Origin of the sequence: Glutamicibacter sp. V16R2B1, from assembly GCF_005774635.1 — a bacterium.
GTDB classification, from domain to species: Bacteria; Actinomycetota; Actinomycetes; order Actinomycetales; family Micrococcaceae; genus Glutamicibacter; species Glutamicibacter creatinolyticus.
Map to the genome: position 1 here is coordinate 124671 of NZ_VATX01000007.1, position 25932 is coordinate 150602.

29 protein-coding genes and 4 tRNA genes are annotated in these 25932 nt (G+C 65.6%); 11 read left to right on the plus strand and 22 right to left on the minus strand.

The window, feature by feature from the left end; all coding sequences use genetic code 11:
* Positions 1–46: 46 nt before the first annotated feature.
* A complete protein-coding gene (pyrE, locus tag FDN03_RS04725) occupies positions 47–604 on the minus strand; it encodes an orotate phosphoribosyltransferase (RefSeq protein WP_138174594.1) in 558 nt (185 codons plus the stop codon).
* A gap of 39 nt (positions 605–643) precedes the next feature.
* On the opposite strand from pyrE, the gene FDN03_RS04730 reads away from it, so the two are divergent.
* On the plus strand, positions 644–1090 hold the full coding sequence (locus FDN03_RS04730) for a MarR family transcriptional regulator (RefSeq protein WP_054821652.1): 447 nt from the start codon (positions 644–646) through the stop codon (positions 1088–1090).
* Between the two features lie 9 nt (positions 1091–1099).
* A complete protein-coding gene (gene nadE, locus FDN03_RS04735; protein ID WP_138174596.1) occupies positions 1100–1930 on the plus strand; it encodes an ammonia-dependent NAD(+) synthetase in 831 nt (276 codons plus the stop codon).
* On the opposite strand, the gene FDN03_RS04740 is transcribed toward nadE, so the two are convergent.
* The 4 genes from FDN03_RS04740 to FDN03_RS04755 form a co-directional block, all read right to left on the minus strand.
* Positions 1927–2226, minus strand: coding sequence for a transcriptional regulator (locus FDN03_RS04740; RefSeq protein ID WP_249354287.1), 300 nt, complete (start codon positions 2224–2226; stop codon positions 1927–1929). The genes nadE and FDN03_RS04740 overlap by 4 nt on opposite strands.
* A complete protein-coding gene (locus FDN03_RS04745; RefSeq protein ID WP_138174598.1) occupies positions 2223–2660 on the minus strand; it encodes a hypothetical protein in 438 nt (145 codons plus the stop codon). Before FDN03_RS04745 ends, FDN03_RS04740 begins: the two co-directional genes overlap by 4 nt.
* The gene (locus FDN03_RS04750) at positions 2657–2896 is read right to left on the minus strand and encodes a hypothetical protein (protein WP_138174601.1); all 240 of its coding nucleotides are present in this window, start codon (positions 2894–2896) and stop codon (positions 2657–2659) included. The genes FDN03_RS04745 and FDN03_RS04750 overlap by 4 nt, the downstream gene beginning before the upstream one ends.
* Before the next feature lie 93 nt (positions 2897–2989).
* Entirely contained in the window at positions 2990–4132 is a 1143-nt protein-coding gene (locus tag FDN03_RS04755; protein ID WP_138174603.1) for an acyl-CoA dehydrogenase family protein, read from the minus strand.
* A 72-nt stretch (positions 4133–4204) separates the two neighbouring features.
* Here FDN03_RS04755 and FDN03_RS04760 point away from each other — a divergent pair, with 72 nt between their 5' ends.
* Positions 4205–4708: a MarR family transcriptional regulator gene (locus FDN03_RS04760; protein WP_138174605.1), complete on the plus strand. Its 504-nt coding sequence runs from the start codon at positions 4205–4207 to the stop codon at positions 4706–4708.
* 12 nt (positions 4709–4720) lie between these two features.
* On the opposite strand, the gene mmsB is transcribed toward FDN03_RS04760, so the two are convergent.
* Positions 4721–5617, minus strand: a complete 897-nt coding sequence (gene mmsB, locus FDN03_RS04765) for a 3-hydroxyisobutyrate dehydrogenase (RefSeq protein ID WP_138174607.1) — start codon at positions 5615–5617, stop codon at positions 4721–4723.
* 7 nt (positions 5618–5624) lie between these two features.
* Complete coding sequence (locus FDN03_RS04770) at positions 5625–6674, minus strand: 3-hydroxyisobutyryl-CoA hydrolase (RefSeq protein WP_138174609.1); 1050 nt, start codon at positions 6672–6674, stop codon at positions 5625–5627.
* A gap of 158 nt (positions 6675–6832) precedes the next feature.
* On the opposite strand from FDN03_RS04770, the gene FDN03_RS04775 reads away from it, so the two are divergent.
* A complete protein-coding gene (locus FDN03_RS04775; RefSeq protein WP_138174611.1) occupies positions 6833–7633 on the plus strand; it encodes an exodeoxyribonuclease III in 801 nt (266 codons plus the stop codon).
* Positions 7633–8487, plus strand: coding sequence for a hypothetical protein (locus tag FDN03_RS04780; protein WP_138174613.1), 855 nt, complete (start codon positions 7633–7635; stop codon positions 8485–8487). The genes FDN03_RS04775 and FDN03_RS04780 overlap by 1 nt, the downstream gene beginning before the upstream one ends.
* A gap of 85 nt (positions 8488–8572) precedes the next feature.
* Here FDN03_RS04780 and FDN03_RS04785 read toward each other — a convergent pair.
* From FDN03_RS04785 to FDN03_RS04800, 4 genes are all read right to left on the minus strand, one after another.
* Positions 8573–8649 (minus strand) — tRNA-Asp (locus FDN03_RS04785).
* Between the two features lie 61 nt (positions 8650–8710).
* A tRNA-Phe gene (locus FDN03_RS04790) sits at positions 8711–8783 on the minus strand.
* Positions 8784–8836: 53 nt separating this feature from the next.
* Positions 8837–8910, minus strand: a tRNA-Asp gene (locus tag FDN03_RS04795).
* Between the two features lie 54 nt (positions 8911–8964).
* A tRNA-Glu gene (locus FDN03_RS04800) sits at positions 8965–9037 on the minus strand.
* Positions 9038–9182: 145 nt separating this feature from the next.
* Here FDN03_RS04800 and FDN03_RS04805 point away from each other — a divergent pair.
* Both FDN03_RS04805 and FDN03_RS04810 read left to right on the plus strand, forming a co-directional pair.
* Positions 9183–9554 carry a metallopeptidase family protein gene (locus tag FDN03_RS04805; RefSeq protein WP_138174615.1) on the plus strand — a complete coding sequence of 124 codons (372 nt, stop codon included), beginning with the start codon at positions 9183–9185 and terminating at the stop codon, positions 9552–9554.
* Positions 9555–10261: 707 nt separating this feature from the next.
* Positions 10262–11824: a C40 family peptidase gene (locus FDN03_RS04810; protein WP_138174617.1), complete on the plus strand. Its 1563-nt coding sequence runs from the start codon at positions 10262–10264 to the stop codon at positions 11822–11824.
* 245 nt (positions 11825–12069) lie between these two features.
* Here FDN03_RS04810 and FDN03_RS04815 read toward each other — a convergent pair whose 3' ends face one another.
* On the minus strand, positions 12070–13032 hold the full coding sequence (locus tag FDN03_RS04815) for a universal stress protein (protein ID WP_138174619.1): 963 nt from the start codon (positions 13030–13032) through the stop codon (positions 12070–12072).
* A 169-nt stretch (positions 13033–13201) separates the two neighbouring features.
* Here FDN03_RS04815 and FDN03_RS04820 point away from each other — a divergent pair, with 169 nt between their 5' ends.
* Both FDN03_RS04820 and FDN03_RS04825 read left to right on the plus strand, forming a co-directional pair.
* On the plus strand, positions 13202–14659 hold the full coding sequence (locus FDN03_RS04820; RefSeq protein WP_138174621.1) for an NCS2 family permease: 1458 nt from the start codon (positions 13202–13204) through the stop codon (positions 14657–14659).
* A 192-nt stretch (positions 14660–14851) separates the two neighbouring features.
* Entirely contained in the window at positions 14852–15334 is a 483-nt protein-coding gene (locus FDN03_RS04825) for a DUF2087 domain-containing protein (RefSeq protein WP_212743865.1), read from the plus strand.
* A gap of 6 nt (positions 15335–15340) precedes the next feature.
* On the opposite strand, the gene FDN03_RS04830 is transcribed toward FDN03_RS04825, so the two are convergent.
* Both FDN03_RS04830 and FDN03_RS04835 read right to left on the minus strand, forming a co-directional pair.
* On the minus strand, positions 15341–16168 hold the full coding sequence (locus tag FDN03_RS04830; RefSeq protein WP_249354290.1) for a fused MFS/spermidine synthase: 828 nt from the start codon (positions 16166–16168) through the stop codon (positions 15341–15343).
* The gene (locus FDN03_RS04835; RefSeq protein WP_138174623.1) at positions 16161–16676 is read right to left on the minus strand and encodes a GNAT family N-acetyltransferase; all 516 of its coding nucleotides are present in this window, start codon (positions 16674–16676) and stop codon (positions 16161–16163) included. Before FDN03_RS04835 ends, FDN03_RS04830 begins: the two co-directional genes overlap by 8 nt.
* Before the next feature lie 199 nt (positions 16677–16875).
* Here FDN03_RS04835 and FDN03_RS04840 point away from each other — a divergent pair, with 199 nt between their 5' ends.
* A complete protein-coding gene (locus FDN03_RS04840; protein ID WP_138174625.1) occupies positions 16876–17247 on the plus strand; it encodes a hypothetical protein in 372 nt (123 codons plus the stop codon).
* A 106-nt stretch (positions 17248–17353) separates the two neighbouring features.
* Here the strand turns inward: FDN03_RS04840 and FDN03_RS04845 are convergent, their stop codons facing one another.
* From FDN03_RS04845 to FDN03_RS04865, 5 genes are all read right to left on the minus strand, one after another.
* On the minus strand, positions 17354–17668 hold the full coding sequence (locus tag FDN03_RS04845; RefSeq protein ID WP_054821224.1) for a thiamine-binding protein: 315 nt from the start codon (positions 17666–17668) through the stop codon (positions 17354–17356).
* 84 nt (positions 17669–17752) lie between these two features.
* Entirely contained in the window at positions 17753–18070 is a 318-nt protein-coding gene (locus FDN03_RS04850) for an AzlD domain-containing protein (protein WP_138174627.1), read from the minus strand.
* Positions 18067–18789: an AzlC family ABC transporter permease gene (locus tag FDN03_RS04855; protein ID WP_138174629.1), complete on the minus strand. Its 723-nt coding sequence runs from the start codon at positions 18787–18789 to the stop codon at positions 18067–18069. Before FDN03_RS04855 ends, FDN03_RS04850 begins: the two co-directional genes overlap by 4 nt.
* Positions 18782–19462: a hypothetical protein gene (locus tag FDN03_RS04860; protein ID WP_138174631.1), complete on the minus strand. Its 681-nt coding sequence runs from the start codon at positions 19460–19462 to the stop codon at positions 18782–18784. Before FDN03_RS04860 ends, FDN03_RS04855 begins: the two co-directional genes overlap by 8 nt.
* An 89-nt stretch (positions 19463–19551) precedes the next feature.
* Positions 19552–20421 carry a glycerophosphodiester phosphodiesterase family protein gene (locus FDN03_RS04865; protein WP_138174633.1) on the minus strand — a complete coding sequence of 290 codons (870 nt, stop codon included), beginning with the start codon at positions 20419–20421 and terminating at the stop codon, positions 19552–19554.
* A gap of 143 nt (positions 20422–20564) precedes the next feature.
* Between FDN03_RS04865 and FDN03_RS04870 the strand changes: the two genes are divergently transcribed.
* Positions 20565–21821, plus strand: coding sequence for a DUF445 family protein (locus FDN03_RS04870; protein WP_138174635.1), 1257 nt, complete (start codon positions 20565–20567; stop codon positions 21819–21821).
* 23 nt (positions 21822–21844) lie between these two features.
* Here the strand turns inward: FDN03_RS04870 and FDN03_RS04875 are convergent, their stop codons facing one another.
* The 3 genes from FDN03_RS04875 to FDN03_RS04885 all read right to left on the minus strand — a co-directional run bounded on the left by FDN03_RS04875 (position 21845) and on the right by FDN03_RS04885 (position 25590).
* Entirely contained in the window at positions 21845–22654 is an 810-nt protein-coding gene (locus FDN03_RS04875) for a hypothetical protein (protein ID WP_138174637.1), read from the minus strand.
* A gap of 93 nt (positions 22655–22747) precedes the next feature.
* A complete protein-coding gene (locus FDN03_RS04880) occupies positions 22748–23887 on the minus strand; it encodes an endonuclease/exonuclease/phosphatase family protein (RefSeq protein WP_138174639.1) in 1140 nt (379 codons plus the stop codon).
* A gap of 41 nt (positions 23888–23928) precedes the next feature.
* The gene (locus FDN03_RS04885; RefSeq protein WP_349291705.1) at positions 23929–25590 is read right to left on the minus strand and encodes a thiamine pyrophosphate-binding protein; all 1662 of its coding nucleotides are present in this window, start codon (positions 25588–25590) and stop codon (positions 23929–23931) included.
* Positions 25591–25932: the final 342 nt, after the last annotated feature.

Genomic DNA, 25932 nt, shown 5'->3' on the forward strand with positions numbered 1-25932 from the left:
CATCATGGGCAATTGGCCCGGGATGTGCGGAGGAAACCGGCGGGGATCAGAGACCCAGCTCGTCCTTGCCGTAAACGAACAGGTACGGCACCTCGGCTTCAGCCTCGATGCGCTCCTTGGCCCCGGTGTCCCGGTCAACCAGCACGGCGACGGCGACCACGTTGCCCCCGGCCTTGCGCACGCCCTCAACGGCGGTCAATGCCGAGCCGCCGGTGGTGGAGGTGTCCTCCAGGACGACCACGTTCTTGCCCTCGATGCTCGGGCCTTCAACCTGGCGGCCCATCCCATAGGACTTCTGGGCCTTGCGCACCACAAAAGCGTCGATGTTGCGGTGTGCGGCGCGAGCGCTGTGCATGATCGCGGTGCCGACCGGGTCCGCGCCCATGGTCAGCCCGCCCACGTTGGAGAATTCCAGCTTGGCCACATCCAGCATCTCCAGCATGACCTGGCCAACCAAACCTGATGCCTCATGATGCAGGGTGATGCGGCGCAGATCGATGTAGTAGTCGGCTTCCTTGCCGGAGGAGAGAGTCACCTTGCCCCTGACGATGGCAAGTTCCTGGATAAGTTCTTTGAGTCGCTCGCGGGCGCTGGTTTTGCTCATGCCCTCGATTCTAGTCGGCATCCGGTTTAGGCTGATGCCATGAACGCGACTCGCCCACTGGGTTTCTGGTTGAAATTGGTTGATTCGCTGATTGACGAGCACTTCGCAGCGACTCTCGATGAACATGGCGTGACCCGGCGCCAATGGCAGGTACTGAACATGCTCGAACAACACCCCGCCACCGAACGCTCCCTGATCGATGCGCTGGCCCCTTATTTCGCCTCGGCCGATGAACCGCCCAGCGTGAGTGAGCACCTGGCCGAGCTGGTGGAGTCTGGGTGGATCGCCCACGAGGGCGAATATTTCTCGATCACCGAACGCGGCAGCACCTCCCTGTCCACGCTCAGCGAACTGGTCGACCAGATTCGCGAACAGTGCGGCGAAAACCTGAGCGAGGACCAGTACGCCACCACGGTGGCCTCACTGGAGCAGATGGCCCGCAATCTTGGCTGGGAACCGCAGACGTCCCCCGAGGCCGGCACCTAGGATGGAGGCATGCGCGAACTTCAAGCTGAAATCATCAAGGAACTGGGCGTCAAGCCCCACATCGACCCGGCACACGAAATACGGAACCGCGTCGGCTTCCTGAAGGACTACCTGAAGGTGACCGGCGCCAAGGGCTTCACCATCGGCATTTCCGGCGGAGTGGACTCCACCCTGGTGGGCAAGCTGGCACAGCTGGCGGTCCAGGAACTGCGGGCGGAGGGCACCGAGGCCGCCTTCGTTGCGGTGCAGCTGCCGCACGGGGTGCAGATGGACGCGGCGGACGCCCAGGCGGCCATCGACTTCATTGGCCCGGATGAGGACTACACGGTGAACATCGCCGACGCGGTGATGGGGGTGGACAAGGCCATCGCCGAATCCGGGTACCAGCAGCTCTCGGACTTCAACCGCGGCAACGTCAAGGCCCGGATGCGCATGATTGTGCAGTACGCCCTGGCCGGGGACCGTCATCTCCTGGTCCTGGGCAGCGACCACGCTGCCGAGGCGGTGACCGGGTTCTACACGAAGTTCGGTGACGGCGGGGCCGACCTGGTTCCCCTGGCGGGCCTGAACAAGCGGCAGAACCAGGCGCTGTTGCGCGAGTTGGATTCCCCGCAGGCCCTGTGGGCCAAGGTGCCCACCGCGGATCTGCTCGATGATCAGCCCCAGCGCACCGACGAGGACGAACTGGGCCTGCGTTACGAGCAGATCGATGACTACCTGGAGGGCAAGCAGATCGACACCGCCGCGGCCGAGCTGCTGGAACGGCGCTACCTGGTGTCCCGGCACAAGCGCACCACCCCGGCCACCCCGGCCGACACCTGGTGGCGTGCCCAGGACTAGAGCGTCCCGGTGATTTCCCGCAGGGCCTGGACATGTTCGGCCAGGCTCTGCCGCCCGGTTTTTGACAGGTGCGCCCAGGTGCGCGGCCGCTTGCCGACAAAACCCTTGCGGATCACCAGGTGGCCCTTCTCCTCCAGGGCCGCCAGGTGCCGGGAGAGCACCGAGTCCGAGACCCCCAGGGTTTCGCGCAGGGTCCTGAAATCGACTTCGTCCACCTGCTGCAGCGCCGCCATCAGCGAAAGCCGCACCGGGTTGGTGAAGTCCTCATTCATTCGGGCCCGGGGATGCTGCGTCACTGGCGGATCATCCACCCTCCGGCCACCGCCAGCGGCAGGGCCACCACGGCGCCGAGCAGCAACACCACGGCCAACGGCATCGGTGTCATGATCAGGGCCAGCAGCCCGGCATACAGCACCAGGCTGGCGGCCAGGGCAACCAGGTACCTGCGCCCGAAGCCCGCTGGCAGCACCCGGTGAAGCCGGCGGTACCCGAGCGCCAGAACGGTGATCGCTACCGCCGCAGCCGCGCAGAGCACCCAGAAACTGGTCAGGCTTCGCTGCGGGGTAAAGAAATGCAGCAGTACGTGCAGCGCCCCCAGGAGCAGACCGAGCAGCACGCTCAGCCAGCCGATCTGGCGGGCCCCGGCCCGGCGTGGCGAGGCCAGGGCCCGCTGGGCAGCCTGCACGGCGGCCAACTGCCGGGCCGCTTCCTCCCGTTCGCCAAAACTCATGCCGCCTCCTTGCGGCCGGTGACCTGGTGGGCGGCGCTGGCCGCCGCGCCCACTGCCGCGAATCCGGACATCCCGGCCACAAAGTAGACCGGGGCCCCGGTCAGGGCGAAGGCTATGAAGGCGCCGAGCACCACCGTCGCGGCGAGGACCAGCGTGATGCGCAGCGCCATCGCCGCCCTGCCGCGGGTGTTCTGCCGATGAGTTGTGCCCCTGATCGTGCTGCCGGTGCCGCCCATGTCGTGCTCCCCTGCCGTCGCCGTTGGTTTCCACCACCATAACAAGTACTTTCCGTATTGGAAAGTACTTTCAGCAAACAGCTGGCCCCCGGGCTAGACGAACGCGCTCACCCCGGTCAGGGCCCGCCCCACGATGAGCGAGTTGATTTCATAGGTCCCCTCATAGGTATGCAGGATTTCGACATCGCAGAAGACCTTGGCCATGTGCCCGTCACTCACCACGCCGTTTCCACCCAGCAACGCCCGGCCCTGAGACACCGATTCGCGGGCCAGGCGGGTGGCGGTGGACTTGGCCAGGGCCGCCTGCACCATCTCCAGCTCCCCCTGCTCCTGCCGCTGGGCCACATCGCGCATCATCGACAGGCAAACGGTCAGGTGACCGGCGATCTCGGCCAACGACTGCTGCACCAGCTGGAAGGAGGCGATCGGCTTGCCGAACTGCTCGCGCTGCAGGCTGTACTGGCGGGTGATGTCCAAGGTGGCCATCATCGCCCCGACCGCCTGCCAGCCCACCCAGGCGCGCGACTGCATCAGCAGTTCATTGGCCGCGGCGAAGCTGGTGGCTCCGGGCAGCTTGTTCGCCACCGGGATGCGCACCTGATCCAATTCGATATCCGCGTTCTGCATGATCCGCAACCCGATCTTGTTCTCGATCTTGCTGGCCCGGTATCCCGGTCGGCTGCTTTCCACCAGGTACGCCCCGACCTCGCCGCTTTCTGGGTCGCGGGCCCAAACCAGGGCGAAGTCGGCAAGGGTCCCCATCCCGATCCAGCGCTTGGAGCCGGTGATGACGTACTCCTGGCCATCGCGCACCACCTCGGTGCCCAGCCCGCCGGCGACATCCGAGCCGTGTTCCGGTTCGGTCAGGGCAAAGGCGCCAAAGGCCTCGAACCGGCTGAGCCTGGGCAGCCAGGTGTCCTTCTGCTCCTGGGAGCCCAGCGAGTCGATCATCCCCACGATCAGTTCATTGTGGATGCCCACCACGGAGGACAGGGAAATGTCGGCCCGGGCGATTTCGGCATGGATCAGTCCGCGCAGCAGCTGGGAGCCCGGCTGCAGCTGCAGCCCGCCCAGCCCGGCATCGCCCAGCGTGCGCACCAGCTCGGCGGGAAACGCCTCCTTGTTCCAGTACTCGACCGACTGTGTCCGCAGCTGTTGCTGCACCAGTTCACGCACTTCGCGCAGCCGGGCCTGTTCCGCCGGTGACAGCTGCGTTTCGATTCCCAAAAGGTCCATCTGGGGTCTCCTTCCAAACCTTGGACGTCCAAGTATATTGTTGGACTAGTTCCGTTTTCCTAGGGGTATGAGATGACTGATCCGCTACCACGCGATCCGATCGCCGAAGCGCGCAGCCAGTGGGTTTCACATGGGTGGGGCCAGGAGGCCGACGCCATGGCGGCGATTACCGCCGTGATGCGCACCGCCTCGATCTTCCTGCAGCGTGCCGACGCGATCCTCAAGCCGCATGGGTTGACCTTCGCGCGCTTCGAGGTGCTCGCCCTGCTGGGGTTCTCCTCGCGCGGCTCGCTGCCAATGAGCCACGCCAGCCAGCGCCTGCAGGTTCATGCCACCTCCCTGACCAGCTCCGTGGACCGGCTGGAAGCCGCGGGCCTGGTCCGGCGGGTGGCCCATCCCACCGATGGGCGAACCCGGCTCCTGGAACTGACCGGCCAGGGACGCGCGGTCCTGGAGCAGGCACGCGATGAACTGAACCAGCAGCTCTTCGCCAACAGCGGGCTGCAGCACGCGGAAGCCACACAGCTGTTCGACATCCTGGCCGCCTTCCGGCACCGGGCCGGCGATTTCCTGTAGCGTGCCACGGCGCTACAGCGAGCCTTCGCGAATTGCCGTAATGATGGCCGAGAAGTCGTTGCCCGCTCCCCCGGCCTCGCTGAACTTCTTGTACAGCTGCGTGGCCAGCGCGCCCATGTGCGCGTCGGTGTCGGTCAGCTGCACGGCGCTGGCGGCCAGGCCCAGGTCCTTGCTCATCAGGGCCGCGGCGAAGCCCGGGGCATAGTCCCGGTTTGCCGGGGATGAAGGCACCGGTCCGGGTACCGGGCAATTGGTCGTCACCGACCAGCACTGGCCGGAAGCCGAGGAGATGACGTCAAAGAGAGCCTGGTGGCTCAGCCCCAGCCGCTCGCCGAGCACGAAGGCCTCCGCGGCACCGATCATAGAGATCCCCAGCAGCATGTTGTTGCAGACCTTGGCCGCCTGCCCGGCTCCGTGCCCGCCACAGTGCACCACCCGCTTGCCCATGACTTCCAGGACCGGCCGGATCTGGTCCAGGTCCGCCTCCTCGGCACCGAGCATGAAGGTCAGCGTTCCCGCCTCGGCTCCCACCACCCCACCGGAGACCGGGGCATCGGCGCTGCGGTGCCCACCGGCCACCGCCAACTCGGCGGCTTCGCGGGCCTGGGCCACATCAATGGTGGAGCATTCCAGGAACAGCGTATTTGGCGGGGCCGCCTCCAGCAGGTAGTCGCGGTAGGCATCAAGCACGTGCTGACCGGTGGGGAACATCGTAACCACGATGTCCACACCCTGCGCCGCCTGCGCCCCTTCCTGCACCGTGGTGATGCCCAGGCCGGTGGCCGCTTGAAGTGCCTGGGGCATGACGTCGAAGGCCTTGAGCTCATAGCCGGCCGCGTGCAGGTTTGCCGCCATGGGCAGGCCCATGTGGCCCAGCCCGAGAAATCCGATCCGAGGTTTGCTGTCCATGCCTATTTCACTCCTTAACGCTTACGGTGCCATGTTCGATCAACTCGAAATCCAGTTCGCGCCCGGCCAGGGGCGCCAGGTGGCGGGCCACGCGCTGCTGCGCGCTGAGCCCGTCCACCCGCGCCGCCCACTGTGGGCTGCGGTCCTTGTCGATCACCTGGGCACGGATCCCCTCGCCGAAGTCCGGGTCGTCCAGGCGGTGCACTGCGGCCCGGAATTCCCGGCGCAGGTCTTCGCGCAGGTCGCTGCCCGCCTCCTGCAGCAACGCCAACACCAGGTCCACCGAGCTGGGGCAGGCCCGTTGCAGGGCGGCGGCTGTCCGCTGCGCCGCCGGATCCTGGTACCGCTGCAACTGCTGGAGGATATCCACCGGTTCCGCGGCCTCAAACGCCGTGATCCACGGTTCGGACAGGAGCCCGGGGGCCGGCTGGCTGCGGTGCTGGTTGAGCACCTGGTCCGCCGACAGGGTTTCCAGCTCCCGCAGCAGCTGCGGCAACAGGCGCTGTTCCACGTGCACGTCGGCCAGGCCCAGTTCGATCGCGTCGGCCGCCCCGACGCTCTGTCCCGTCAGCGCCGCGTAGCGTCCCGCCGAACGCGGCGCGCGCGCCAGCAGGTGGGTGCCGCCCACGTCGGGAAAGAATCCGATGGAGACCTCTGGCATGCCGCATTTGCTGGCCTCGGTGACCACACGGTGGCTGCCGTGGGCCGAGATGCCTATGCCTCCGCCCAGAACGATGCCGTCCATGAGGGCGATGTAGGGTTTGGGGTATTCGTCAATCAGCGCATTGAGCTGGTATTCAATGCGCCAGAATTCCTCGGTCAACCCTTCGCGGTCATTAATGTCGCGATAGATGGCAACGATGTCTCCACCGGCACACAGCCCGCGCTCCCCGGCCCCGGTCACTGCGACCTGGTGGATCTGCGGATCATCACGCCAAGCCAGCAAAACGTCGAGCATCTGCTGGCACATCGCGGTCGTCAGGGCGTTCAGCGCACGGGGACGGTCCAAGGTGATTAGCCCCAGGGCGCCGCGCTGTTCAATGCGGATATCGCTCATCTATCAGGCCTTCTCGTGAGGGCGGTCACATGCTACTGACGAATATACTCGGACATCCAAGTATTTTGAAGGGTCCCATCCAAACTCGCTCGCCGCAGCGGCCAGCCCGTGATTTCATCGACCCGGATTCCCGCGCCAAAAATTGATAGGTTGAAGACGTGAAGATTGCGACTTGGAATGTGAACTCCCTCAGGGCCCGCGCCGACCGTGTCGAGGACTGGCTGCGGCGCACCGACGTCGACGTCCTGGCGATCCAGGAAACCAAGTGCAAGGACGAGAACTTCCCCTGGGAACTGTTCGAAAACAACGACTACGAGGTGGCCCATTTCGGGGTGAACCAGTGGAATGGGGTGGCGATCGCCTCCCGCGTGGGGCTGGACGACGTCGAACGCACCTTTGGCGGTCAACCCTCCTTCGGCAAGGGTGGGAAGGATCCGATCCAGGAGCCGCGCGCCATGGCCGCCACCTGCAACGGCGTTCGCGTGTGGAGCCTCTACGTTCCCAATGGACGCGCACTGGATGACGAGCACATGGAATACAAGCTGCAGTGGCTCGATGTGCTGAAGGACAATGCGGCCTCCTGGCTGGAACGGGATCCCGACGCCCAGATTGCCCTGGCCGGGGACTGGAACATTGCCCCAAGGGACGAAGATGTGTGGGACATCGACTTCTTCGTTGAGAACCGGATGACCCACGTTTCCGAGCCCGAGCGCGCCGCGTTCCGGGCCTTTGAGACCGCAGGATTCAGCGACCCGGTGCGCCCCTTCACCGAGGGCGCCTTCACCTACTGGGACTACACTCAGCTGCGCTTCCCGCGTGGTGAGGGTATGCGCATCGACTTCGCGCTCACCTCGCCGGCGCTGGCCGCCCGGGTGAACAATGCCTGGATTGACCGTGAAGAACGCAAGGGCAAGGGTGCTTCGGACCATGCCCCGGTGGTTGTGGAGCTCGCCGGCTGATGACTCCGGAGATCTCTGGCCCACTTCAGGAGCTGAGTGCAGCCACCGCTCACCTTCGGGTGTATGAACCGCTGGCCGCTTTTGAGGACTGGGCGCAGAGTATCATCCTGTCCACCCCCAAGCGCGACTGGCAACAATCCGAGGAACATGAAACCCGTCTGCTCTGGACACGCACGTTGCGCAGGGTTTCGGATCCCTTCCCCCACGACGAGCCGGAGTTCTTCCGAGCGGTAACCGTCGCTGGCTATGACGGTACAGAGCACACGCGGTACTGCCCAGGCCAACTGCCGGCCCGGGCGCTGCTCGCCGCGGAGCAGGCGGAGGAAGCTATGCGTCCGGAGGTTTTTGACCTGCTCGTTCCCCCCGCAGCGCGGGAAGCCAACGCTGTCCGGTTGGACACCAACCGGCTGGCCGAGGACCTGACGCACCTGAACACCCGCACCTCCAGCTGGGGCATCCCCTTGAGCTGGTTCGCGCTCTTCCGCGAGGATGACGAGGTTCGGGTTCACCAGCAGGGCGACAAGTTGCGCTCGGTTCGCCTGCTGACCACGTTTTCGCAGGCAGTGGAGCGACTGTCTTGGGCCCTGAACGTCATGGTCGCGCACGCCGCCCAGGCCCCGCTGTTTGAAGAACTGGGACAATTGGGCACCTGGCTGGAGGGCTTTGACCGAGAGTCGGTGCTTGAACTCGATTACGGCACCCTGGCCGAATTGGTCTGGCCGGACGATTCGGTCAATGACCTGCACCATGGCCTGCAGGCGCTGGAAGAGAGCGACGCCACCGGGGCGGCTGCCGCATACCGCAGGTTAAGCAACCGGTGGCTGGGGCCGCGACATCTGGGACGCGCCAACTAGGGCCGGTCACGGGAGGCGGGTGAGCCTTCGGTTCGCGCCACCGGCAAGCTTAACGCAAAAAGCCTTCCCGAAGGAAGGCTTTTCTTGGCGACCCTGACGGGACTTGAACCCGCGACCTCCGCCGTGACAGGGCGGCGCGCTAACCAACTGCGCTACAGGGCCATGTGATTTGGATTGCCACCCAAACGACATAGTAAAACCCTCGGTCACCCGAGGGCTTGCGTGGCTCCGACCGGCGTCGATCCGGTGACCTTTCGATTTTCAGTCGAACGCTCTACCAACTGAGCTACAGAGCCTGGCATCGCCATTGCTGACGGACACCCGGTATCCAATTTCTTGGAAACCTAAGCGACCCTGACGGGACTTGAACCCGCGACCTCCGCCGTGACAGGGCGGCGCGCTAACCAACTGCGCTACAGGGCCTTGCTATTGCAAGCCGGTGAATTACTCCACCTGGCAATCGATAACGATTGCTTGTACCCCCAACGGGATTCGAACCCGTGCCGCTGCCGTGAAAGGGCAGTGTCCTAGGCCGCTAGACGATGGGGGCCTATGATCTGCTGCGGTTTCTTGCGTCTCCGCTGCGGACTTCAATAACTATACGTGGCATTTTTTGATTTCGCAAAACGAGCTCCACCCCTCCCGTGGCGCACCCGACGACCCTTCGCCGCCATCTTCCAACGTAGTCTGGAGGCATGGATTTGCAGATGCCCGACGAGGAGTTTGACGAGCTGGTCCGTCAGGCGATCGAGGCGATTCCCGCCTCTGCCCAGCGCATGATGGATAACGTCGCCTTCTTCATTGAAGACGAGTACGAACCCTTGCCCGGAGAACCGGAAAACACCGAGATTCTGGGCATCTATGAGGGCATCGCCCTCACCGAGCGGGACCACGACTGGGCGGCGGGTGCCATGCCGGACCGGATCATCATCTTCAAAAACCCAACGCTGCGGGTCTGCCGATCACCTGAAGAAGTGGTACGGGAAGTGGGCATTACCGTTATGCACGAGCTCGCTCATCACTTCGGCATCGATGACGCCCGACTGCATGAATTGGGCTGGGGATAGCTCCGAAGGCGGCGCAAAGTTTTTTGAGATCTGCGTCACCAGGCAGGTTCCCGCCGCAGGGCGAGACCGCCGCACCCCACGCCGATCGCGACCGGATCAAACCGCGGATCCCCTTAAGAGCCTGTCTATAGGTAACGGACGAGAGCTACCGGAGAGGGGCCGCACCCGACGCCATCCGACCCAGCCCGTGTTGGATCCAGGACCACCGCCCGGACTCTTTCCGACAGCGAATGCAGGACGCTTCCTTATACCGAATCGCAACAATCCTCCAAATTCTGAGACCTTCATGCGGAGTTTAGCGATGCCCAGCACTAGCTCAAGGAAACCCAATCTCTTTCATGCATACCAAAAGTCCTCATGTCACACCGCTTCGGAAGAATCTTCCAGCAATGTAATTCATGTGGCTGGTGTGACGAGTGTTGCCATCGGTTACGGAATTGGCCTAGTGTGCTAGTTGGAACCTTATCCAAACCGTGACCTTTGAGACGGATTTCGAAGGCTTCATAACAACGGATGCGGGCACCACTCATCATCATTCAAAACTCGTGAGGAACGACCACATGCCTAAACGCCACACGCTCAGCGTCGCTGCATGCTCCCTTGCCCTGGCTGCCACCTGCCTCGCCGGCGCCATTCCGGCCGCGGCCTCCAGCCAGCCATCTGTTACCTCATCCTTCACGGTCCCGGCAGCACCAGAAGGTTCGAGCATGCCCACTGCCGCAGAGGTGGAAGCCGCCAAGGGCGACAAGGCCGCGACCGACGCCATGATCAGCCGACTGGAGAGCTCACTGGCCGCCAGCCGGGATCAGCTGGAGCAGGCGGAAACTGAGGCACTGCAGGCGCAAGATGTTCTACTCACGGCCACCGAAGAGCGCGACGCCCGCGTTGCCGAGGCCGACCGGGCCCGCGAGCAGGTGAAACTGGCCAAGACCTACTTGGACCAGAGCCGCGAAGCCGTTGGAAATATCGCGGCCGACCTGTACCGCGGCGGCGCAAGCTCCTCCACCCTGGGCATTCTCCTGCAGGACGACGAGTCCAACGACGTGTTCTACAAGGCCGCAACCATTGATGCGCTGAGCCAAAGCCAATCCCACAAACTGAACTCCGCCGCTGAAGCGCAGGCCCTGGTCGACGCCTGGCAGGATTATTCGTCTGCAGCCGAAAAGGCGGCAAAGAAGGCCACCGAGGACTACGATCAGGCTGCTTCGACCGCCAACTCCACGTTGAACCGCTACGAATCCGCCGTGGATCCCCAGCGCAAGCTGCGCGACGAACTGATCGGTCACCTGGCCACCTTGCAAGAGCAGGAAGAAGCCGAGGTTCGCAAGCAGGTCGAGAAGGCTGAAGCCAAGGCGGACGAAGAGAAGCTTGACTCCGTCATTGCCCAGGACACTGAGCCTAAAGTTGAGGACAACGAGCAGGCCCCGACGGTCGGGCAGGTCACTCCGCTGACGGTGGAGAAGCCTCAGGAACTGGCTGCCAGCGAGCCGGAGGACTCACAGGAGCAGGACAAGCCGAACGTGGCGCCAACTCCGGAAGTCGAAACGGAGCAGGCCGAGGAAGAGAAGCCTCAGGAAGCAGCCAAGCCGACCCCGAAGCCGGAGCAGAGCAAGGCACCCGAGCCAGAGCAGCCAAAGGCCGAAAAGCCGAAGGCCACCGAGAAGCCCGAGGAAACCAGCAAGCCGAAGGCGGATAAGCCCAAGGAATCAACGAAGCCAAAGACGGAAAAGCCCAAGGCTGAGAAGCCGAAGGAAACCGCCAAGCCCAAGCCGAAGCCGCAGCCGCAGCCGCAGCCGCAGGCCACTCCGAAGCCTACTCCCAAGCCGAAGCCTAAGCCGCAGCCTAAGCCGCAGGTGACGGAGAAGCCCAAGGAAACCATCACCCCGCAGAGCAGCAGCAACTACTCGGCGGCGATCTCCTGGGCCATGAAGACCGCCAATGACCCGAGCAAGTACTACGTCTTCGGCGCCAATGGCCCGAACGCCTTTGACTGCTCCAGCTTTGCCCAGCGGGCCTTCGCCCAGTCGGGCATCTCCTTGCCACGTTCCTCCACCCAGCAGTACCAGGCTGCCCCGCAGTACGTGTCGCTGAGCCAGTTGCGCCCAGGGGACCTGGTCTTCTCCTCCTCCAACGGTGGGGCTTCCATGTACCACGTGGCCATCTACATCGGCAACGGACAGGTCGTGCACGCACGCAACCCACAGGCCGGCATCTCGGTGACCCCGCTGAGCTACGTCAACAACATCATGCCGCGGGCGGCACGCTACTAGGCACACCCGAAAGGGACAGCCAGCACCCGGTCACAGGGACCGTGGATGGAGCATTCTTCTCGAACTGCCCCGCCCACGGTCCCTTTTCATGTCCCGAACACCTGACCCGGCGGATGCAGGGGCTCCCCAACCCTCCGCGCAACCCCCTGACGCCCAGCGGCCGCTGGATCACCGGGGCTTCCCGGCGGTCCAGCGGCCGCTCGTTCAGGCTTCCGGCTACGCGAGTGCCGGAGCGCTGGGTCTTTCTACTGTTCCTCTTCCTCGAAGTCCTTGCGGTCTGCCAGACGCGGGTCCTCGCTGTCCGGGACCACCATCACCGGGCCCTTCGAGTGGTGCAGCACGCCCTGGCTGGTCGAGCCCAACAGCATGCCGGCAAATCCGCCGCGGCCCCGCGAACCGGTCACGGTCAACACCGCGTGCTCGGATTCACGGATCAGCACTTCCACCGGAGGGCCGGGGATGACATCGGTTTCCAGTTTCAACTCCGGGAAATGGGACTTCAGCCAGCGTGCACCGACTTCCATCTGATAGCGCACGTCTTCGAGCACCGCCTCCTGGTCCACGGTGGCCGGCATCCAGGCCAGCGCGGCACTGACCGGGGCCACAGCGCACACGACGCGCAGGGTGATGTCCCGGGCCAGCGCGGCCTCCGCCGCGGCCAGCACCGCGGCGCGGGCACGGTCCGAACCGTCCACACCGACCACGATGGCCTCGCGGCTTTCAATCTCCTGGCTCTCCTGCTCCCTGGCCATGCTCAGCGGCACCACCACGGTGGGGCACTTGGAGTGGGCCGGCAAGGCGGAGGACACCGAGCCGAGCAGGCGCCCGACGAAGCCGCCGCGGCCGCGGGTGCCCACGACCACCAGATCGGCGTCATTGCTCAGGTCCAACAGCACTCCAGCCGGGTCCCCGGATTCAATGTAGGTGCGAACCTGAACGTCGGTGTCCCCTATTTCCTCACGGGCCTGGCGCACAATGTCCTCGGCGCCGCCACGGATCAAGTCGTCGTCCAGGGTGGAATAGCCCGCGTCCATTGACGATGCGGCGAACACCGGAATGGTGTACGCCGAAACCACGTTCAGCACGGTTCCCCTGCGGCTCGCCTCACGCACCGCCCACTTCAGGGCGCAACGCGATTGCTGGGAGCCATCGACGCCAACGACGATCCCCTCGATCTTCTCGGTTGCGGCAGGTGTCTGGTCGCTCATCAGATTCACTCCTCATAGCCCGGCACTTACATCGGGGTGATTCCCGTTACCCCCAATGTACTTCCATTCTTCCCATTGGTGTGAGTTGGGTCTAATGATTTCACGCACAGCCTACTCATTGCGGGGTTCGGGGTTTTTCGCCGAGGCAGAAAAGCATAGAATTTTTACCATGTCCTCCAGCACCCAAACCCCCGCGACACTTACGTTCGCCCAGCGCGTAGACCGCTATTTCAAGATCTCCGAACGCCAATCGACCTTCTCCACCGAAATCCGCGGTGGCATCGCCACCTTCTTTGCGATGAGCTACATCGTCGTGCTCAACCCGCTGGTGCTCTCCGGGGCCGATGCCAGCGGCACCGAGCTCGGGCTGCAGCGCGTGGCCGCCGTGACCGCGTTCGTGGCCGGCATTCTGACCATCATCATGGGCGTCTGGGCCCGCCACCCCTTCGCCATGGCCACCGGCCTTGGCGTAAACGCGTTTGTGGCCATCACCGTGGCCACCAATCCGGGCCTTACCTGGCAGGACATCATGGGCCTGGTGGTCATCGCCGGCGTGGTGATGTTCGTTTTGGTGCTAACCGGCTTTAGAACGGCGGTGTTCAACGCGGTGCCGGCCTCGCTGAAAACGGCGATCGTAGTGGGCATTGGCATGTTCATTGCCCTGATCGGCCTGGTCAACTCGGGATTTGTGCGCCGCATCCCGGACGCCGCGGGCACCACGGTTCCGGTGGGGCTGGGCTTTGACGGCAAGCTGCTGGGCTGGCCCATCCTGGTGTTCATCATCGGACTGCTGCTGACCATGGCCCTGGTGGTCCGCAAGGTCAAGGGGGCCATCCTCATCGGCATTGTCGCCGCAGCGGTGCTGGCCAACATCCTGGAGGCCATGTTCGACATCGGCGCCTCCAGCGCCGAGAACCCCAGCGGCTGGTCGCTGGTGGTCCCCTCCCTTCCCTCCTGGACCCTGCCGGATCTGAGCTTGATCGGCCACGTGAACCCGATCGGCGCGTTCTCCTCCCTGGGCGTGACCGCAGCGCTGCTGCTGGCGTTCGTGATCCTTCTGTCAATCTTCTTTGACGCCATGGGCACCATGGTGGGCTTGGCGGCCGAAGCCGGGAACATCGACGAGGAAGGCAACATCCCCGACGTTGAGAAGGTCCTGCTGGTGGATGCCGCCGGCGCCATTGTCGGTGGCGGCACCTCGAGCTCCTCGTCCCAGATTTTCGTCGAGTCCGGCGCCGGCATCGGCGAAGGCGCACGGACCGGGTTTGCCTCGGTGATCACTGGACTGCTGCTGCTGGCCGCCATGTTCCTGACCCCACTGATCTACCTGGTGCCCTTCGAGGCCGTGGCCCCAGCACTGGTGGTGGTTGGCTTCATGATGATCTCGCAGGTCACCAAGATCGACTGGAACGACTGGGGCCTGGCGCTGCCGGCGTTCCTGACCTTCACCCTGATGCCGTTCACCTACTCGATCGCCAACGGGATTGGCGCCGGCTTCATCGCCTTCGTGTTTATCCGCTCAGCCCAGGGCCGGGCCCGCGAAGTGCACCCTCTGATGTGGGTAGTGGCCGCCGCCTTCGTGTTGTTCTTCGGCATTGGCCTGATCGAGCAGCTCACGGGCGTGTAGCCGTTCAACGCCCCTGCGCAGCACGGGTCGAATCTGGAGCGTCGGATGGCGCTCCGGATTCGACCCGTTTGTCGTACACCGGGCCATCCGGCATGCGCCACGGCCGTGATGGGTCAATGTAGACTCACCAACAACGGTCCTGCGCTCCGCGGCGGCCGGATACCACTTCCCACCTGCAGGAGGTTACGCGGCATGGGCACCCAATGGATCGAAATTTTTGCCGGCATGAAGAATCCCGGGATGCGCCACGTGCTGGGGCTGGTGCTCTGCGGCCAGCAAGAGCAGCTGCCCGAGGATCGAACCACCACGAAAAATCTGGAGCGGTGGGAGAAAATTGGCCTGTTGCGCCAGGGGCCGGGCTGGGAGCTGAACGAGCAGCTGCTCACCTCGGCCCTTCGGGCTCGGGCCCAGCCCAAGCCCGAAGGGGTGCAGCGATTTTTCAACGGGCCGCGCCTGCTCACGCTGCCGGCGAAGCCCGCTGAACGGCACGAGGTGCTGCGCCAGATCCGGGATGCGGCGATTGGCGCTGATGAGGAATTAAGTGAAGAGCGGCTCAACGACCGGCTGCGCACAATCCACCCGGACGTCGCGTTGCTGCGCCGCTACATGGTTGACGGCTTGCTTCTGGAGCGCAGCGCGAACGGCAGCGCCTACCGAAGCACCGGCGCGGCGTAGCGCAGGCTAGCCGCTGATCGGGCTGGCGCCGGCAATAAAGCGGCGCACCCCGGCCCCGGAAATGACCTGGGCCGGCAACGGGGCCATGCGCAGGTTGCGTTCGAATCCGGCATCCAGCGGCAGCGGTTCGTCACTGGCCAAGAACACGATGTTCCCGTAGCGCCGCCCCTTGAGCATGGGGGCATCGGCCACCATGGCCACATGGGCGAACACCTCGCTGAAGGTGGCGGCCTCGGCCCGCGCCCCGGCCAGATTCGCGGTGTCCCCGCAATTGGCCAGGTAGGTGCCGCCCACATCCAGTACGCGCTGCACCTGACGGGCATATTCCAGCGTGGTCAGTTCCACCGGGGTGGTGCTGCCGGCGAAGACATCCCGGATGATGATGTCCCGGCTGGCATCGCTCAGGCCGGGCAGCACCTGCGCCGCATCCCCCACCCGCAGGCGCACCAGTGGGGCCCGGGGCACCTGGAACTGGGTGCGCACCAGCTCGGCGAGCTTGGCGTCAAGTTCCACCACCACCTGCCGGGCGTTGTCGTAGGTGGCTGCCACCCAGCGCGCCATGGTGCATCCGCCCCCGCCCAGATGCAGGACGCGCAGCTTGCGTTGCCGCCCGTCAAAGCGCTCGGCCGGATAGCCGAAGTCGAACAGCGGTTGCATCCACCGCATGTATTCGAAGTCCAGGAACGTAGGATCATTCAGGTCAATATGTGAGGAGGGTACTCCGTTGACCTTGAGGATGTAGCGTTCGGCCCCGTACGGGTCCGGCTCAATCTCCGCCAGTCCGGTGTCAATCGGGTACTGCCCGGGCAGCAGGGCACCGGTGGTTCTAGCCACGTTTTCGCACCATCCGGATTTCGCGCAGGCCTTCCCAGCAGCCGGCCAGCTCTTCCCCGGTACCGTCCGCCTCAAAACCGTGCTTGGCATAGAAGGCCCGGGCGCGGGCGTTCTGCTCCAGAACCCAAACCAGCGCGTCGCGCCGGCAAAGCACGGTCTCCAGCAGGTGTTCGCCCACCCCGGTTCCATACAGCGGGGAGAGCACATAGAGCATGCCCAGCTCGATCTCGACCCCGGTGTCCTTGTCCTCATCGATCACCGGGGTACCGCCAGCCAGTCCGATGATGGTCCCGTCGGCCAGTTCGGCGACGTAGAACTGGGCGCCGGCCTCAATCCCGCGCTCCCACCATTGGACCTGCGCCTCTAGCTGGTCCTCCTGCTCGGTAAAGAAGGATTCGGGCCGCAGATGCCCATACGCCTCGCGCCATGCCTGCAATTTCATCAGCAGTGCCGGGCGGATGTCCTCGGTCCGGGCCAAACGAATTCGATAGTCGTTCCTCAGTTGCACCACTACAGCGTACGACAGGCCATGCGAGAGTGGCCAAGAAACCACGCGGACGAAAAATTTCAGCCATCTCACGTTGGGCGCGCGGATGCTCTCCTACTTAAGTACGATTGAGCGCCCCGCCCGGATTTGAAAGACTGGCATTTAGACAAACACTCGGTGCCCACCGGCACCACGACCCGCCTTGGAGGTGCCCTGACGCGTGAGCAACAATGAAAAGTTCGCGTGGGTGGCCGCCGCCATGGTGACGGGCTTTTCGCTGGTGATCTGCCTGGCGCCCGGGCTGTGGCTGGCGGTGGCCGGGGCGATCCTGCTGATGGGCTGCTTCACCGTCATCGCCCAGCTTGAACGCGGCTCCGCGCAGCTGAACCGCAGGCACTGGTACTACCTGATGCCGCTGGTGCTGGCTCCGAGCATCTGCGGGCTGCTTTCCGGGCCGGTCACCTTTTGGATGGGCCCGCTCATCGCCGTGGTGGGCGGGGTTGCCACCTATTACCTGGCCCGCAGCTATCCGGTGATCGGTGAGCCGCGCCCTGTCCAGGAGCCACTGGTGGATAGCGAGCACCACGTCTAGCCAGGTTTCTTCGTCTCCTCGGCCCAACGCGCTGCGGCAACCTCCCGCCCCCGCAAACCGGGGCGGAGCACATCGACGGCTGCTTCCCCCTTCGGCTGGCCGGCCGCTACTGCCCGGATTCCTCGATGGCGCTCTCCAGGCGTTCGAGTTTGCCGTGGATCTCGCCTTCGTAACCCGGGCGGATGTCGGCCTTGATGACCAGGGAGATCCGCGACCCAAACGGGGCCACGGCCTCGGTGGCCCGCTTGACGACGTCGAAGACCTCGTCCCAGCTGCCTTCAAGTTCGGTGAACATGCTCGATGTCCTATTGGGCAGGCCCGAGTCGCGGACGACCTTGACTGCAGCGGCGACGGCATCGTGGACGGAGCCGTCGGGGTTGCTGCCGGTTCCGGATGGGGCTACGGAGAATGCGACGATCATGGGAGAATCCTTCCTTGGGGCCGGTGGTGTCGATCCCCACTGTGCCACCGTCCCACCGGCATTGTCATCCCTTGCGTGCGTACGCTACGCGGCCAGCCCGGTGGCCCGCAGCAGGATCGCGGCCCCTGCCCCGGCAATTACCACCAACAGGAACGGGGCCCGCAACAGCAGCGCAATCGCCGCGGCGGCCAGGGCCCCCACCCGGGCGTCAATGACCAAGTCCTGCCCGGAGGTGAACCCGTTCATGGTCACCAGCGAGGCCAGCAGGGCAATGGTCAGGATGCCGGCGACGCGGGACATCACCGGGGAATCCAGCACCCGGCGCGGCACGAAGTAGCCGCACAGCTTGATCGCGAAGGCGCTCACGCAGGCGCCCAGGATCCACCAGCTCAATTCACTCACGGCTTGCCTCCATCTACTTCACGCAGTCTGCCGTGCTCGGTGGCCCGCGGCGCGTGCCGGGACCCGGCCAGGGCGTACAGCACCGCGCCTGCTGCGGCGATCAGGATCGGCAGGCCCGGCGCAGTGAAGGGTACCGCCAGCGCGGTGACCAGCGCCGCACCGATCGCCACCAGGATCGGCTCGGCGCCCTTCAGCCGGGGCCAGAGCAGACCCAGGAACGCGGCCACGGCCGCGCCGTCAAGCCCCCAGGCGGCCGGGTCCCCCAGGGACTCTCCCAGCAGTGCCCCGGCCAGGGTGAACAGGTTCCACAGGATGAACACTCCCAGGCCCGCGGTCCAAAACCCGCGGGACTTCTCTGCCGGGGAGGACTGGGCTAGCGAGGTAGCCACGGACTCGTCGATGGTCACGTGGGCCATCAGCGGCACCTGGCCAGCCCGCGGACGCAGGGCCTGCTTGATCTGCATGCCGTAGACCGCGTTGCGCACCCCAAGCAGCGAGGCGGCGGTAAAGGCGGCCGAGGCCGTCCCGCCGCCGGCGATCACCCCGATAAATGCGAACTGCGAACCGCCGGTGAACATCAGCGCGCTCAAGGCCACCGTCTGCCACAGGTTCAGTCCCGCGGCGATGGCCAGGGCCCCGAAGGAAATGCCGTACAGCCCGGTGGCAATCGCTATGGACAGGCCCATCCGGGTCGCCGGCGTCAGTTTGCCCCTAGGCATGTCCGGCATCGTAGCGCACCTTGTACACCCCGCGCTTGACGCGGGCCTGACCAATTTGCACCTGCCGCAGCTGGGACACGTGCTGGACGTGCGTGCCGCCGCACGGTTCACTGTTCACGCCCTGGATGCTGACCGTGCGGGTCCCATCCGCGGCGATGGAGCTGGTGACCGCTGCGCCGGTGGCAAGCAGCTCATCGACCCGCCGCTGCAGCCAGGCCTCCGCCGCCTGGCGCTGCTCGGGCTGCTCCACCGGCACATCCAGGCTCTGTGGATCGAAGTCCAGGCGGGCCTGGCCCGGGAAGTGCGAATGCCCGCGGTGCTGCCAGCCGCGCTCCTCACCGGCGAACCCCACCAGGTGCCCCGCGGTGTGCAGTGCGGCATGCAGCTTGCGCCGTTCGGCGTCGATGGTGGCCACCACCCGGTCCCCGACCTGCAGCCCGGTGGTTCCGTGGAGCACCACCAGGGATTCAATGCGCGATACGGTGACCGGTTGGCCATTGACGGTTCCGGTGTCCTCTGGCTGGCCGCCGCCGCGCGGATGGAAGATGTTCGGGCTCAGGGCGATGTACTGCCCCTCGTCATCGGCCCCGGCGGCAATGACCTCCGCCTCGTTCTCAAACAGGTAGGTGTCGAACAGGTAGGCCTGTTCCTGTGGGGATGTTGGCGTGTTCACGTTTTTCAGCTTAGCCGCAGATCACCGGCAAACGTTTGTTGAGCCGGTTCACCGACCGTAACCGAAGGCACGTGCACCGGTCGGGGCGTCTAGGCCAGGCCGGTGGCCCCGCGCAGCCAAGCGGGATGGTTGCTGGTCAGTTGGCGCACCCCCAGGCCGTGCAGGTAGCGCGCGTCCGCCGGCTCGTCAACGGTCCAGACCCGGGGCACCAGGCCTTCACCGATCCACCGTCGGACCAGGTCCTCGTTCTGGCGCACCCAGGCCACGCCCGGCCCGACCATTCCCACGGTGCCGCGGCTGATCAGCTCCAGGCCTTCTTCGACCGAACGCTGCAGCACCCGGTACACCGCGGCACGGTCGGTCTGCCCGCTGGAGAGCAGTTCGTCGACCCATTCGGCGTCCACCTCCGTGATCAGCTGGCACAGCAGTTCGCGGTTGACCAGGTCCGCCAGGTAGCGGTTGGACTCCGGCTCAAAGCTCATCAGGCTCACTTGAATTTGCCCGTTGCTTCCGGCGGCGCCGGTTTCGCGGTTGAACCCGTGGGCGTCGAGCACCTGCAGCACCGCGTCTTCCAGTCCGCGCCCAGCCGGGCTGGGATGCTTAATTTCCACGGCCAGCCCCACCGCGGCATGGCTGTGCTCAATCAGTGTGAGCAGTTCGTCCAGGGTGAGCAGCTGCTCGTGGATGTCCCCATAGGCGGCCGGAATCGGGGTGGAACGCAGCACCGTGAAGTCCAGCTCCTTCAGCTGCTTGACGGTGTACTGGGCCACTCGCCCTTCGCCGTTGGAGGTGCGGTTCACGGTGGGGTCGTGGTGGCAGACCACCACCTGGTCCGCGCTGAGGTGCACGTCGCATTCGATTCCGTCCGCACCTTCGGCAATGGCCTGCAGGTAGGCGGCACGGGTGTTTTCGGCGAATTGTGCCGAGCTTCCGCGGTGGGCGTAGAAAAGAGTGCTCATGCCCCTACGCTACTGGCCAGTCACCGCCCGGTGCACGGTCCTCGGGTTGTGTGTTGGCCAAGAGCCGGCGAACTCCGAAAAATGGTCGGCGCACCGGTCGCGACCCAGCGTGCCAGGGTCTACGGTGCGTTAAAGTGGTGCGCATGTCCCAGCTTTTGGAGCCGCGCGCCGCTGCCCTGCGCCGGATGAAACGCGTGGCCCTGTCACTGCTGCTGCTGATGTTCGTGTTTTTTGTGGCCGGGCTGCTGCTGCAGGGCCTGTGGCCCGCCTTCGCCTATCTTCGGGCGGCCGCCGAGGGCGGGATGGTCGGTGCGCTGGCCGACTGGTTTGCGGTGACCGCGTTGTTCCGCCACCCGCTGGGCCTGCCGATTCCGCATACGAACCTGATTCAGCGCAAGAAGGACGAACTGGGCGCCTCGTTGGGCAGTTTTGTCCAGGAAAACTTCCTGAACCCGGCGGTGGTGGGCCGCAAGCTGCTCGAAGCCAGGCTGCTGGCCCGCGCCGGCGGCTATTTGGCCAGCCGGCCCGGAGCGGACGCCGCCAGCACCCAGCTGCGCACGGTGGCCCGGGGGATGCTGGACACGGTGGATGACGAACAGGTCCTGCCGGTGCTGCAGGCCCTGGCCCGGGACTACATGGTGGCCCCACAGTGGTCCACCACCTTGGGCACCCTGGGGGCCAAGCTGGTGCAGGACGGGCACCACGAGGCGGCCGTGCAGCTGCTGGCCCAACGCGCCCAGGTGTGGGTGGCCGGGCACCCGGAGGTATTTCGTGAGGTGGTCACCGGACGTTCGCCCTCCTGGGTTCCCCGGGTCGTGGATGAGCTGCTGGCGCAGAAGATCCACCGCGAACTGGGCGGGGTGCTGAGCGCCGTGGCCGGGGACCGGGACCACCCGTTGCGCCGGGCGGTCACCGACTGGCTGGCCGGACTCACCCGGGACATGCAAAGCGACCCGGCCACCATAGCCAAGGTGGAGCAGTTCAAGCACTCGCTGCTCGGGGACCGGCAGTTGCGGGAACTTGCGGTCACCGGGTGGGGGTCATTGAAGGCCGGCCTGGATGCCTCCCTGGCCGATCCCGATTCCCCACTGTGCCGGGCCCTGAACGGAGCCGTCCAGGACTTTGGGCGTCGACTGCTGCGTGATCGGGCCCTGCGCCAAAGTCTTGAGGCCCGTCTGGTCACGGTGGTGCAGCGGTTCACCGCAGAACACGGCCAGTCCCTGGCGGCTCTGGTCAGCGACACCGTGCGCGGCTGGGATCCGGCCGAGGCCAGTGCGAAGCTGGAGCTGCAGGTGGGCCGGGACCTGCAGTTCATCCGAATCAACGGGACCGTCATCGGGGCCCTGGCCGGGGTGGCCATCTATACCGGAGGGCAGCTGATCCTGCTCCTGGCCGGATAGCCGGGCGGCCCGGCAGGCTACCTCTAGCCCCGGCGTCGGCGGCCGCTGCGGCGCAGGGCCGGTTGCGGAGCCGGCTCAATGACTTCGGCGTCGATGATGTTCGGGTCATCCAGCGCCAGCTGCTGGTCGCTGAGCGTGGGGATTCCGGCGAACGCGTCCGCGGCGGTCTCAATGACCCGTTTGGCCAGGAACCGGTTTCCGGCTCCGCCAATGACCGCCCCAATCCCGAAGGGCACCACCCTGCCCAGCATGCTGGCGGCCTGGGTACCCAGGATCTTGCGCATGAACTTCTTTTGCAGGGTTCTTTGCATGGAGGTGTAGAAGCTGGTGGGGCGTCCTGCCCCGAACGCCCGGGCCCAGCCCTTGACCGGTCCCCCGCCGCGGCCGGCGGCCTGGGCGGTCAGACCCGAAATCATCGAACTTCCCTCCTCGCCCATCAGCACCGCCATCACCAGCACCCGGGAGCGCTCCGGATCCTCAATGGCGATCCCGTGCAGTTCGGCCAGGGCCTGGGCGTAGAGCGCGCTGGCCTCCAGGAACCCGAGGGTGGCGGCCAGGGACAGCCCCAGGGCAGCGGTGGTTCCCACCACCGGCACGGCGGCGGTCCCGCCGACCGCTGCACCGGATCCCGTGGCCAGCGCCAGGTAGTCCCGTTCCACGATTTTGGCCAGTTCCGCCGCCGTGGCCTGGGGGTGCTTGCGGTGCAGGCGCTTGAGGTAGGCCAGCACGATGGGACGCTGCACGCCAATGCCCTTGAGGATGGCCTGCTGGACGCCGGAACGGGGTTTTCCGTCGGGTCCGATCAGTGACATGGTGATGGGGTCTTTGCTCATGATGTACCAACTGTAGCGAGCAAGGCTAGAAATTTGCAGGGAAAACGTGGTTCGGATCGACCGGGTGCGGCTGCGGCCGCACGGCGTTACCCGCTAGTAGGTCAAATCGCTCCAGAGTAGTTCCGGGGTTCCGCTGAGGTTGGGCTGCTCGGTGCCGGGGTTCGACGGGGTCATTTCCTGGTCCCGGATGCTCCCGTGACGGGCGATCTCCAGGGTGTCGGCGGGCAGGATGTAGTTGGTGTCGTCGTGGATGCCCTGCTCGGCGACCCCGAGGTTCTCCAGCATGTCATCCACGGCTTGGTTATTGCCGTGGTTGCGTCCCAGCTCGCCCAGCACGACGTAGGGCTGGTGGTTGCCGGGGGCGGCGCCGCGGTCATCCTGCAGGTAGTCGGCCGCCGAAAGCCAGTCGCCCACGATGCGCAGCTGGTCGCTGTGCCGCGGCGCGGAGTGCGTCAGTTCCTCGCGCACCTGGTCGGTCTGCACGGCGATGACCCGCACGGTGCTGCCACCCACCTTGATAGGTACATCCCAGAGTCCGGATTCCATGACCGGCATGGCCTCGGCGATGGTGCCGTTGAGTCCCGACTGGGGCATGGTGTTCCCCGGCATCTGGGACCAGCGCTGCTTGGTCACGGTCTGCACGTGCTGGGTGTCGATGGGGTGCTTGGAGAGCAACACCATGGCACCCTGCCCGGGGAACTCGCCGTACCCCCAGGCGTCGGCTGGGCCGCCGACCACCTGATCGTTGTCCAGGTCGGCGCCGCTGGGGGTGCCCTTGTTGGTGGGCCCGGCGTAAACATAGGGGTAGTCCACCGCCCGCCCACCATCCTGGGCATGCTTCAGGTACTGGTTGTTCAGGGCGCGGGCCGCTGCCTCATCCGCGTCAATGCCGGTCAGCAACACCACGTCGGCGTCCGCCTGCTGGATGGCCCTGGCCACCTGCGCGGCCTCGGTGCTGGCGCCCCCGGCCAGGTCGGCGCCGAGCTGGCCCTGCTGTTTGGCGCTGAGGTTCACGTCGAAGGTTGCCACGCGCAGTTTGCCATCCGGTGAATCGACCCAGAGGTCCTCCAACAACTGGGCCCCGAAGGGGTAGGCCGGGTCCTCTTCAATGTCGAAGATCCCGCACTGCTGGTAGTCCACCGGTTTTGGGGTCTGCTCGGCAGCCGGGGTGGCGGGAAAGATCAGGGCGCTTCCCAGGCCAAAAGCTGCAAGGCTAACCGACAAAAACTGCACGTGGCAACCCTACGCTGAACGCGTTGGGGATTTCCAGCGGCTTAATCAGATTGTGATACCAGCTCAGCGGCGCTTTTTGCGTTGGCCTGAAGCACTTCCTCCATATAGGGGGCGCGCACCAACGGGGAAATACGCGCATCAACCAGGCAGACGCCGTTGGCGCCTGCCCCAACCCATGCACGAACTTGCTCCAAGTCGGCTACGCTCTTCACGGTGATCCCCGTGGCTCCAAAGGCGGTGGCCAGGGCGGCGAAGTCCACGGTCGGAATCAGCATTGGATCCTCGTACAGCCCGATCGAGCCATACTGGTGGATCTCGGCCCCATAAGCGGAATCGTTATAGATCACGATGACCCCGCTGCTAACGGTCCGCACGATCGACTCCAGGTCCGAAAGGGACATCAGGAACCCGCCGTCCCCGGCGGCCAGCACCACGGTGCGCCCCTCGGCCACCGGGGCGGCGCCGACCATGGAAGCCGCGCCCAGGCCGATGGACTGGTAGGCGGTGCCCACGCAGCTCAGTGACCGGGTGCCGCTGGTGGACCAGTACATGGGGCCCCAACCGATGAAATGCCCGCCGTCCTGCACCAGCAGCCGGTTCTCCGGCAGGATTTCCTCCAGTTCACTGGCCACGCGGCGGGGATCCAGCAGCCCATCCGCGGCCACCGGGTCACCGGCCGGGCGGGCACGTACCGCCGTTAGGTCCAGCCCGTCACAGTAGCGCCGTCCTCCGGCCCGTTCCTGAAGCAGGGGCAGCAGCTGGTCCAGGGCCTGTCCGGAGTCGGCGCTGGCAAAGACATCCACGCGGGGGCTGGTGGCGGTCGGGGCGACATCGACCTGGATGACCCGGGCCGCCGGGTCGAACAGCTGCCCGAAGCGCATCTGGAACTGGTTCAGCGACGCACCGAGCACCAGCACGGTGTCGGCCTGTGCGATGAGCTGCGCCGCGGCTTCGGTGGAAAAGCCCCCGGTGATGCCAAGATCGGCGGGGCGGGCCAACAGATCACGGGCCAGCAGGGTGCCGGAGCTGGTGGCCCCGAGCTTGTCGGCCAGCCGGGCCATGGGTCCGGCTGCGTCCAGGGCACCGCGGCCGTAGAGCACGTGGGGGCGCTGTGCGGCGTTGAGCAGCGCGGCAATCTGCTGCAGCTGCTCCTCGCCCAGCCGCGGGGCCGGCGGGTCAAAGCTGTACTGACCCAGATCCCAGGGCCCTTCCTGGCTTGCCGGGGCAGCCGCCAGGTCATAGGGGATCGCCAGCACCACCGGGGTGCGTTCACGCAGTGCGTGGGCGGCGGCCTGCAGGGCGGTGTGTCCGGGATTCTGGGCGTCCACCGTGTAGGTCACGGCGCGTACCGCGGTGTTGATCGCCGTTTGGTCCACGTCCCAGCCGCGCAGCCCACCGGTGGGCGCATCCCCGGCTACAAAGAGCACCGGGGTGTTGGCGGCCGCGGCCTCGGCGAGCGCGGTCACGGCGTTGGTGAAGCCGGCGCCGTAGGTGGTGGAGGCGATGGCGAGTTTGCCGCTGAGCCTAAAGTGGGTGTCGGCGGCGGTGACGGTGGCCTGTTCGTGGCGAACGGCGGTGTAGTCGAAGCCCTGGCGGACCGCGGCATCCAGGAAGTGGGCGTTGCCGTTGCCCATCAATCCGAAAATCTGCGGGGCGATCGGCTTCAGGGCGCGGGCGATTACAGCTGAGACGCTGGACATCATGGACTCTTTTCACGAAATGCTGATTGAGAAAATTCCATATATGTCTGCCGCTACCGTTCGCTACCGGAGAGCCGCCAGCGGGTATCGCCCCTTTTGAGAGCGCCGGAAACCGCAAAACGGTTCCTGACATTCAATAGGATAAGGCATGCCGCGCGCCGAAGACCACACCCAGACGGTGCCGACGCCGGAGCCTAGCCCCCAGCCAGGCGGTGTGCAGTTTTGTGACGGCGCACCAGCCGTGCCCTGCGGTGCCCCCGCCACCGAAAGCTGACTAGGAAATTTGGGCAGAAACCGGCACCGTGTCAGTCCGGTGGCGCACTGTACGGGCTCCGGCGACGGGGG

Excerpts from the sequence above, each read along its gene's own strand:
- pyrE (WP_138174594.1), bottom strand. The coding sequence starts at position 604 with ATGAGCAAAACCAGCGCCCGCGAGCGACTCAAAGAACTTATCCAGGAA.
- FDN03_RS04730 (WP_054821652.1), top strand. The coding sequence starts at position 644 with ATGAACGCGACTCGCCCACTGGGTTTCTGGTTGAAATTGGTTGATTCG.
- nadE (WP_138174596.1), top strand. The coding sequence starts at position 1,100 with ATGCGCGAACTTCAAGCTGAAATCATCAAGGAACTGGGCGTCAAGCCC.
- FDN03_RS04745 (WP_138174598.1), bottom strand. The coding sequence starts at position 2,660 with ATGAGTTTTGGCGAACGGGAGGAAGCGGCCCGGCAGTTGGCCGCCGTG.
- FDN03_RS04750 (WP_138174601.1), bottom strand. The coding sequence starts at position 2,896 with ATGGGCGGCACCGGCAGCACGATCAGGGGCACAACTCATCGGCAGAAC.
- FDN03_RS04755 (WP_138174603.1), bottom strand. The coding sequence starts at position 4,132 with ATGGACCTTTTGGGAATCGAAACGCAGCTGTCACCGGCGGAACAGGCC.
- FDN03_RS04760 (WP_138174605.1), top strand. The coding sequence starts at position 4,205 with ATGACTGATCCGCTACCACGCGATCCGATCGCCGAAGCGCGCAGCCAG.
- mmsB (WP_138174607.1), bottom strand. The coding sequence starts at position 5,617 with ATGGACAGCAAACCTCGGATCGGATTTCTCGGGCTGGGCCACATGGGC.
- FDN03_RS04770 (WP_138174609.1), bottom strand. The coding sequence starts at position 6,674 with ATGAGCGATATCCGCATTGAACAGCGCGGCGCCCTGGGGCTAATCACC.
- FDN03_RS04780 (WP_138174613.1), top strand. The coding sequence starts at position 7,633 with ATGACTCCGGAGATCTCTGGCCCACTTCAGGAGCTGAGTGCAGCCACC.
- FDN03_RS04805 (WP_138174615.1), top strand. The coding sequence starts at position 9,183 with ATGGATTTGCAGATGCCCGACGAGGAGTTTGACGAGCTGGTCCGTCAG.
- FDN03_RS04810 (WP_138174617.1), top strand. The coding sequence starts at position 10,262 with ATGCCCACTGCCGCAGAGGTGGAAGCCGCCAAGGGCGACAAGGCCGCG.
- FDN03_RS04815 (WP_138174619.1), bottom strand. The coding sequence starts at position 13,032 with ATGAGCGACCAGACACCTGCCGCAACCGAGAAGATCGAGGGGATCGTC.
- FDN03_RS04820 (WP_138174621.1), top strand. The coding sequence starts at position 13,202 with ATGTCCTCCAGCACCCAAACCCCCGCGACACTTACGTTCGCCCAGCGC.
- FDN03_RS04825 (WP_212743865.1), top strand. The coding sequence starts at position 14,852 with ATGGGCACCCAATGGATCGAAATTTTTGCCGGCATGAAGAATCCCGGG.
- FDN03_RS04845 (WP_054821224.1), bottom strand. The coding sequence starts at position 17,668 with ATGATCGTCGCATTCTCCGTAGCCCCATCCGGAACCGGCAGCAACCCC.
- FDN03_RS04855 (WP_138174629.1), bottom strand. The coding sequence starts at position 18,789 with ATGCCTAGGGGCAAACTGACGCCGGCGACCCGGATGGGCCTGTCCATA.
- FDN03_RS04865 (WP_138174633.1), bottom strand. The coding sequence starts at position 20,421 with ATGAGCACTCTTTTCTACGCCCACCGCGGAAGCTCGGCACAATTCGCC.
- FDN03_RS04870 (WP_138174635.1), top strand. The coding sequence starts at position 20,565 with ATGTCCCAGCTTTTGGAGCCGCGCGCCGCTGCCCTGCGCCGGATGAAA.
- FDN03_RS04875 (WP_138174637.1), bottom strand. The coding sequence starts at position 22,654 with ATGAGCAAAGACCCCATCACCATGTCACTGATCGGACCCGACGGAAAA.
- FDN03_RS04885 (WP_349291705.1), bottom strand. The coding sequence starts at position 25,590 with ATGATGTCCAGCGTCTCAGCTGTAATCGCCCGCGCCCTGAAGCCGATC.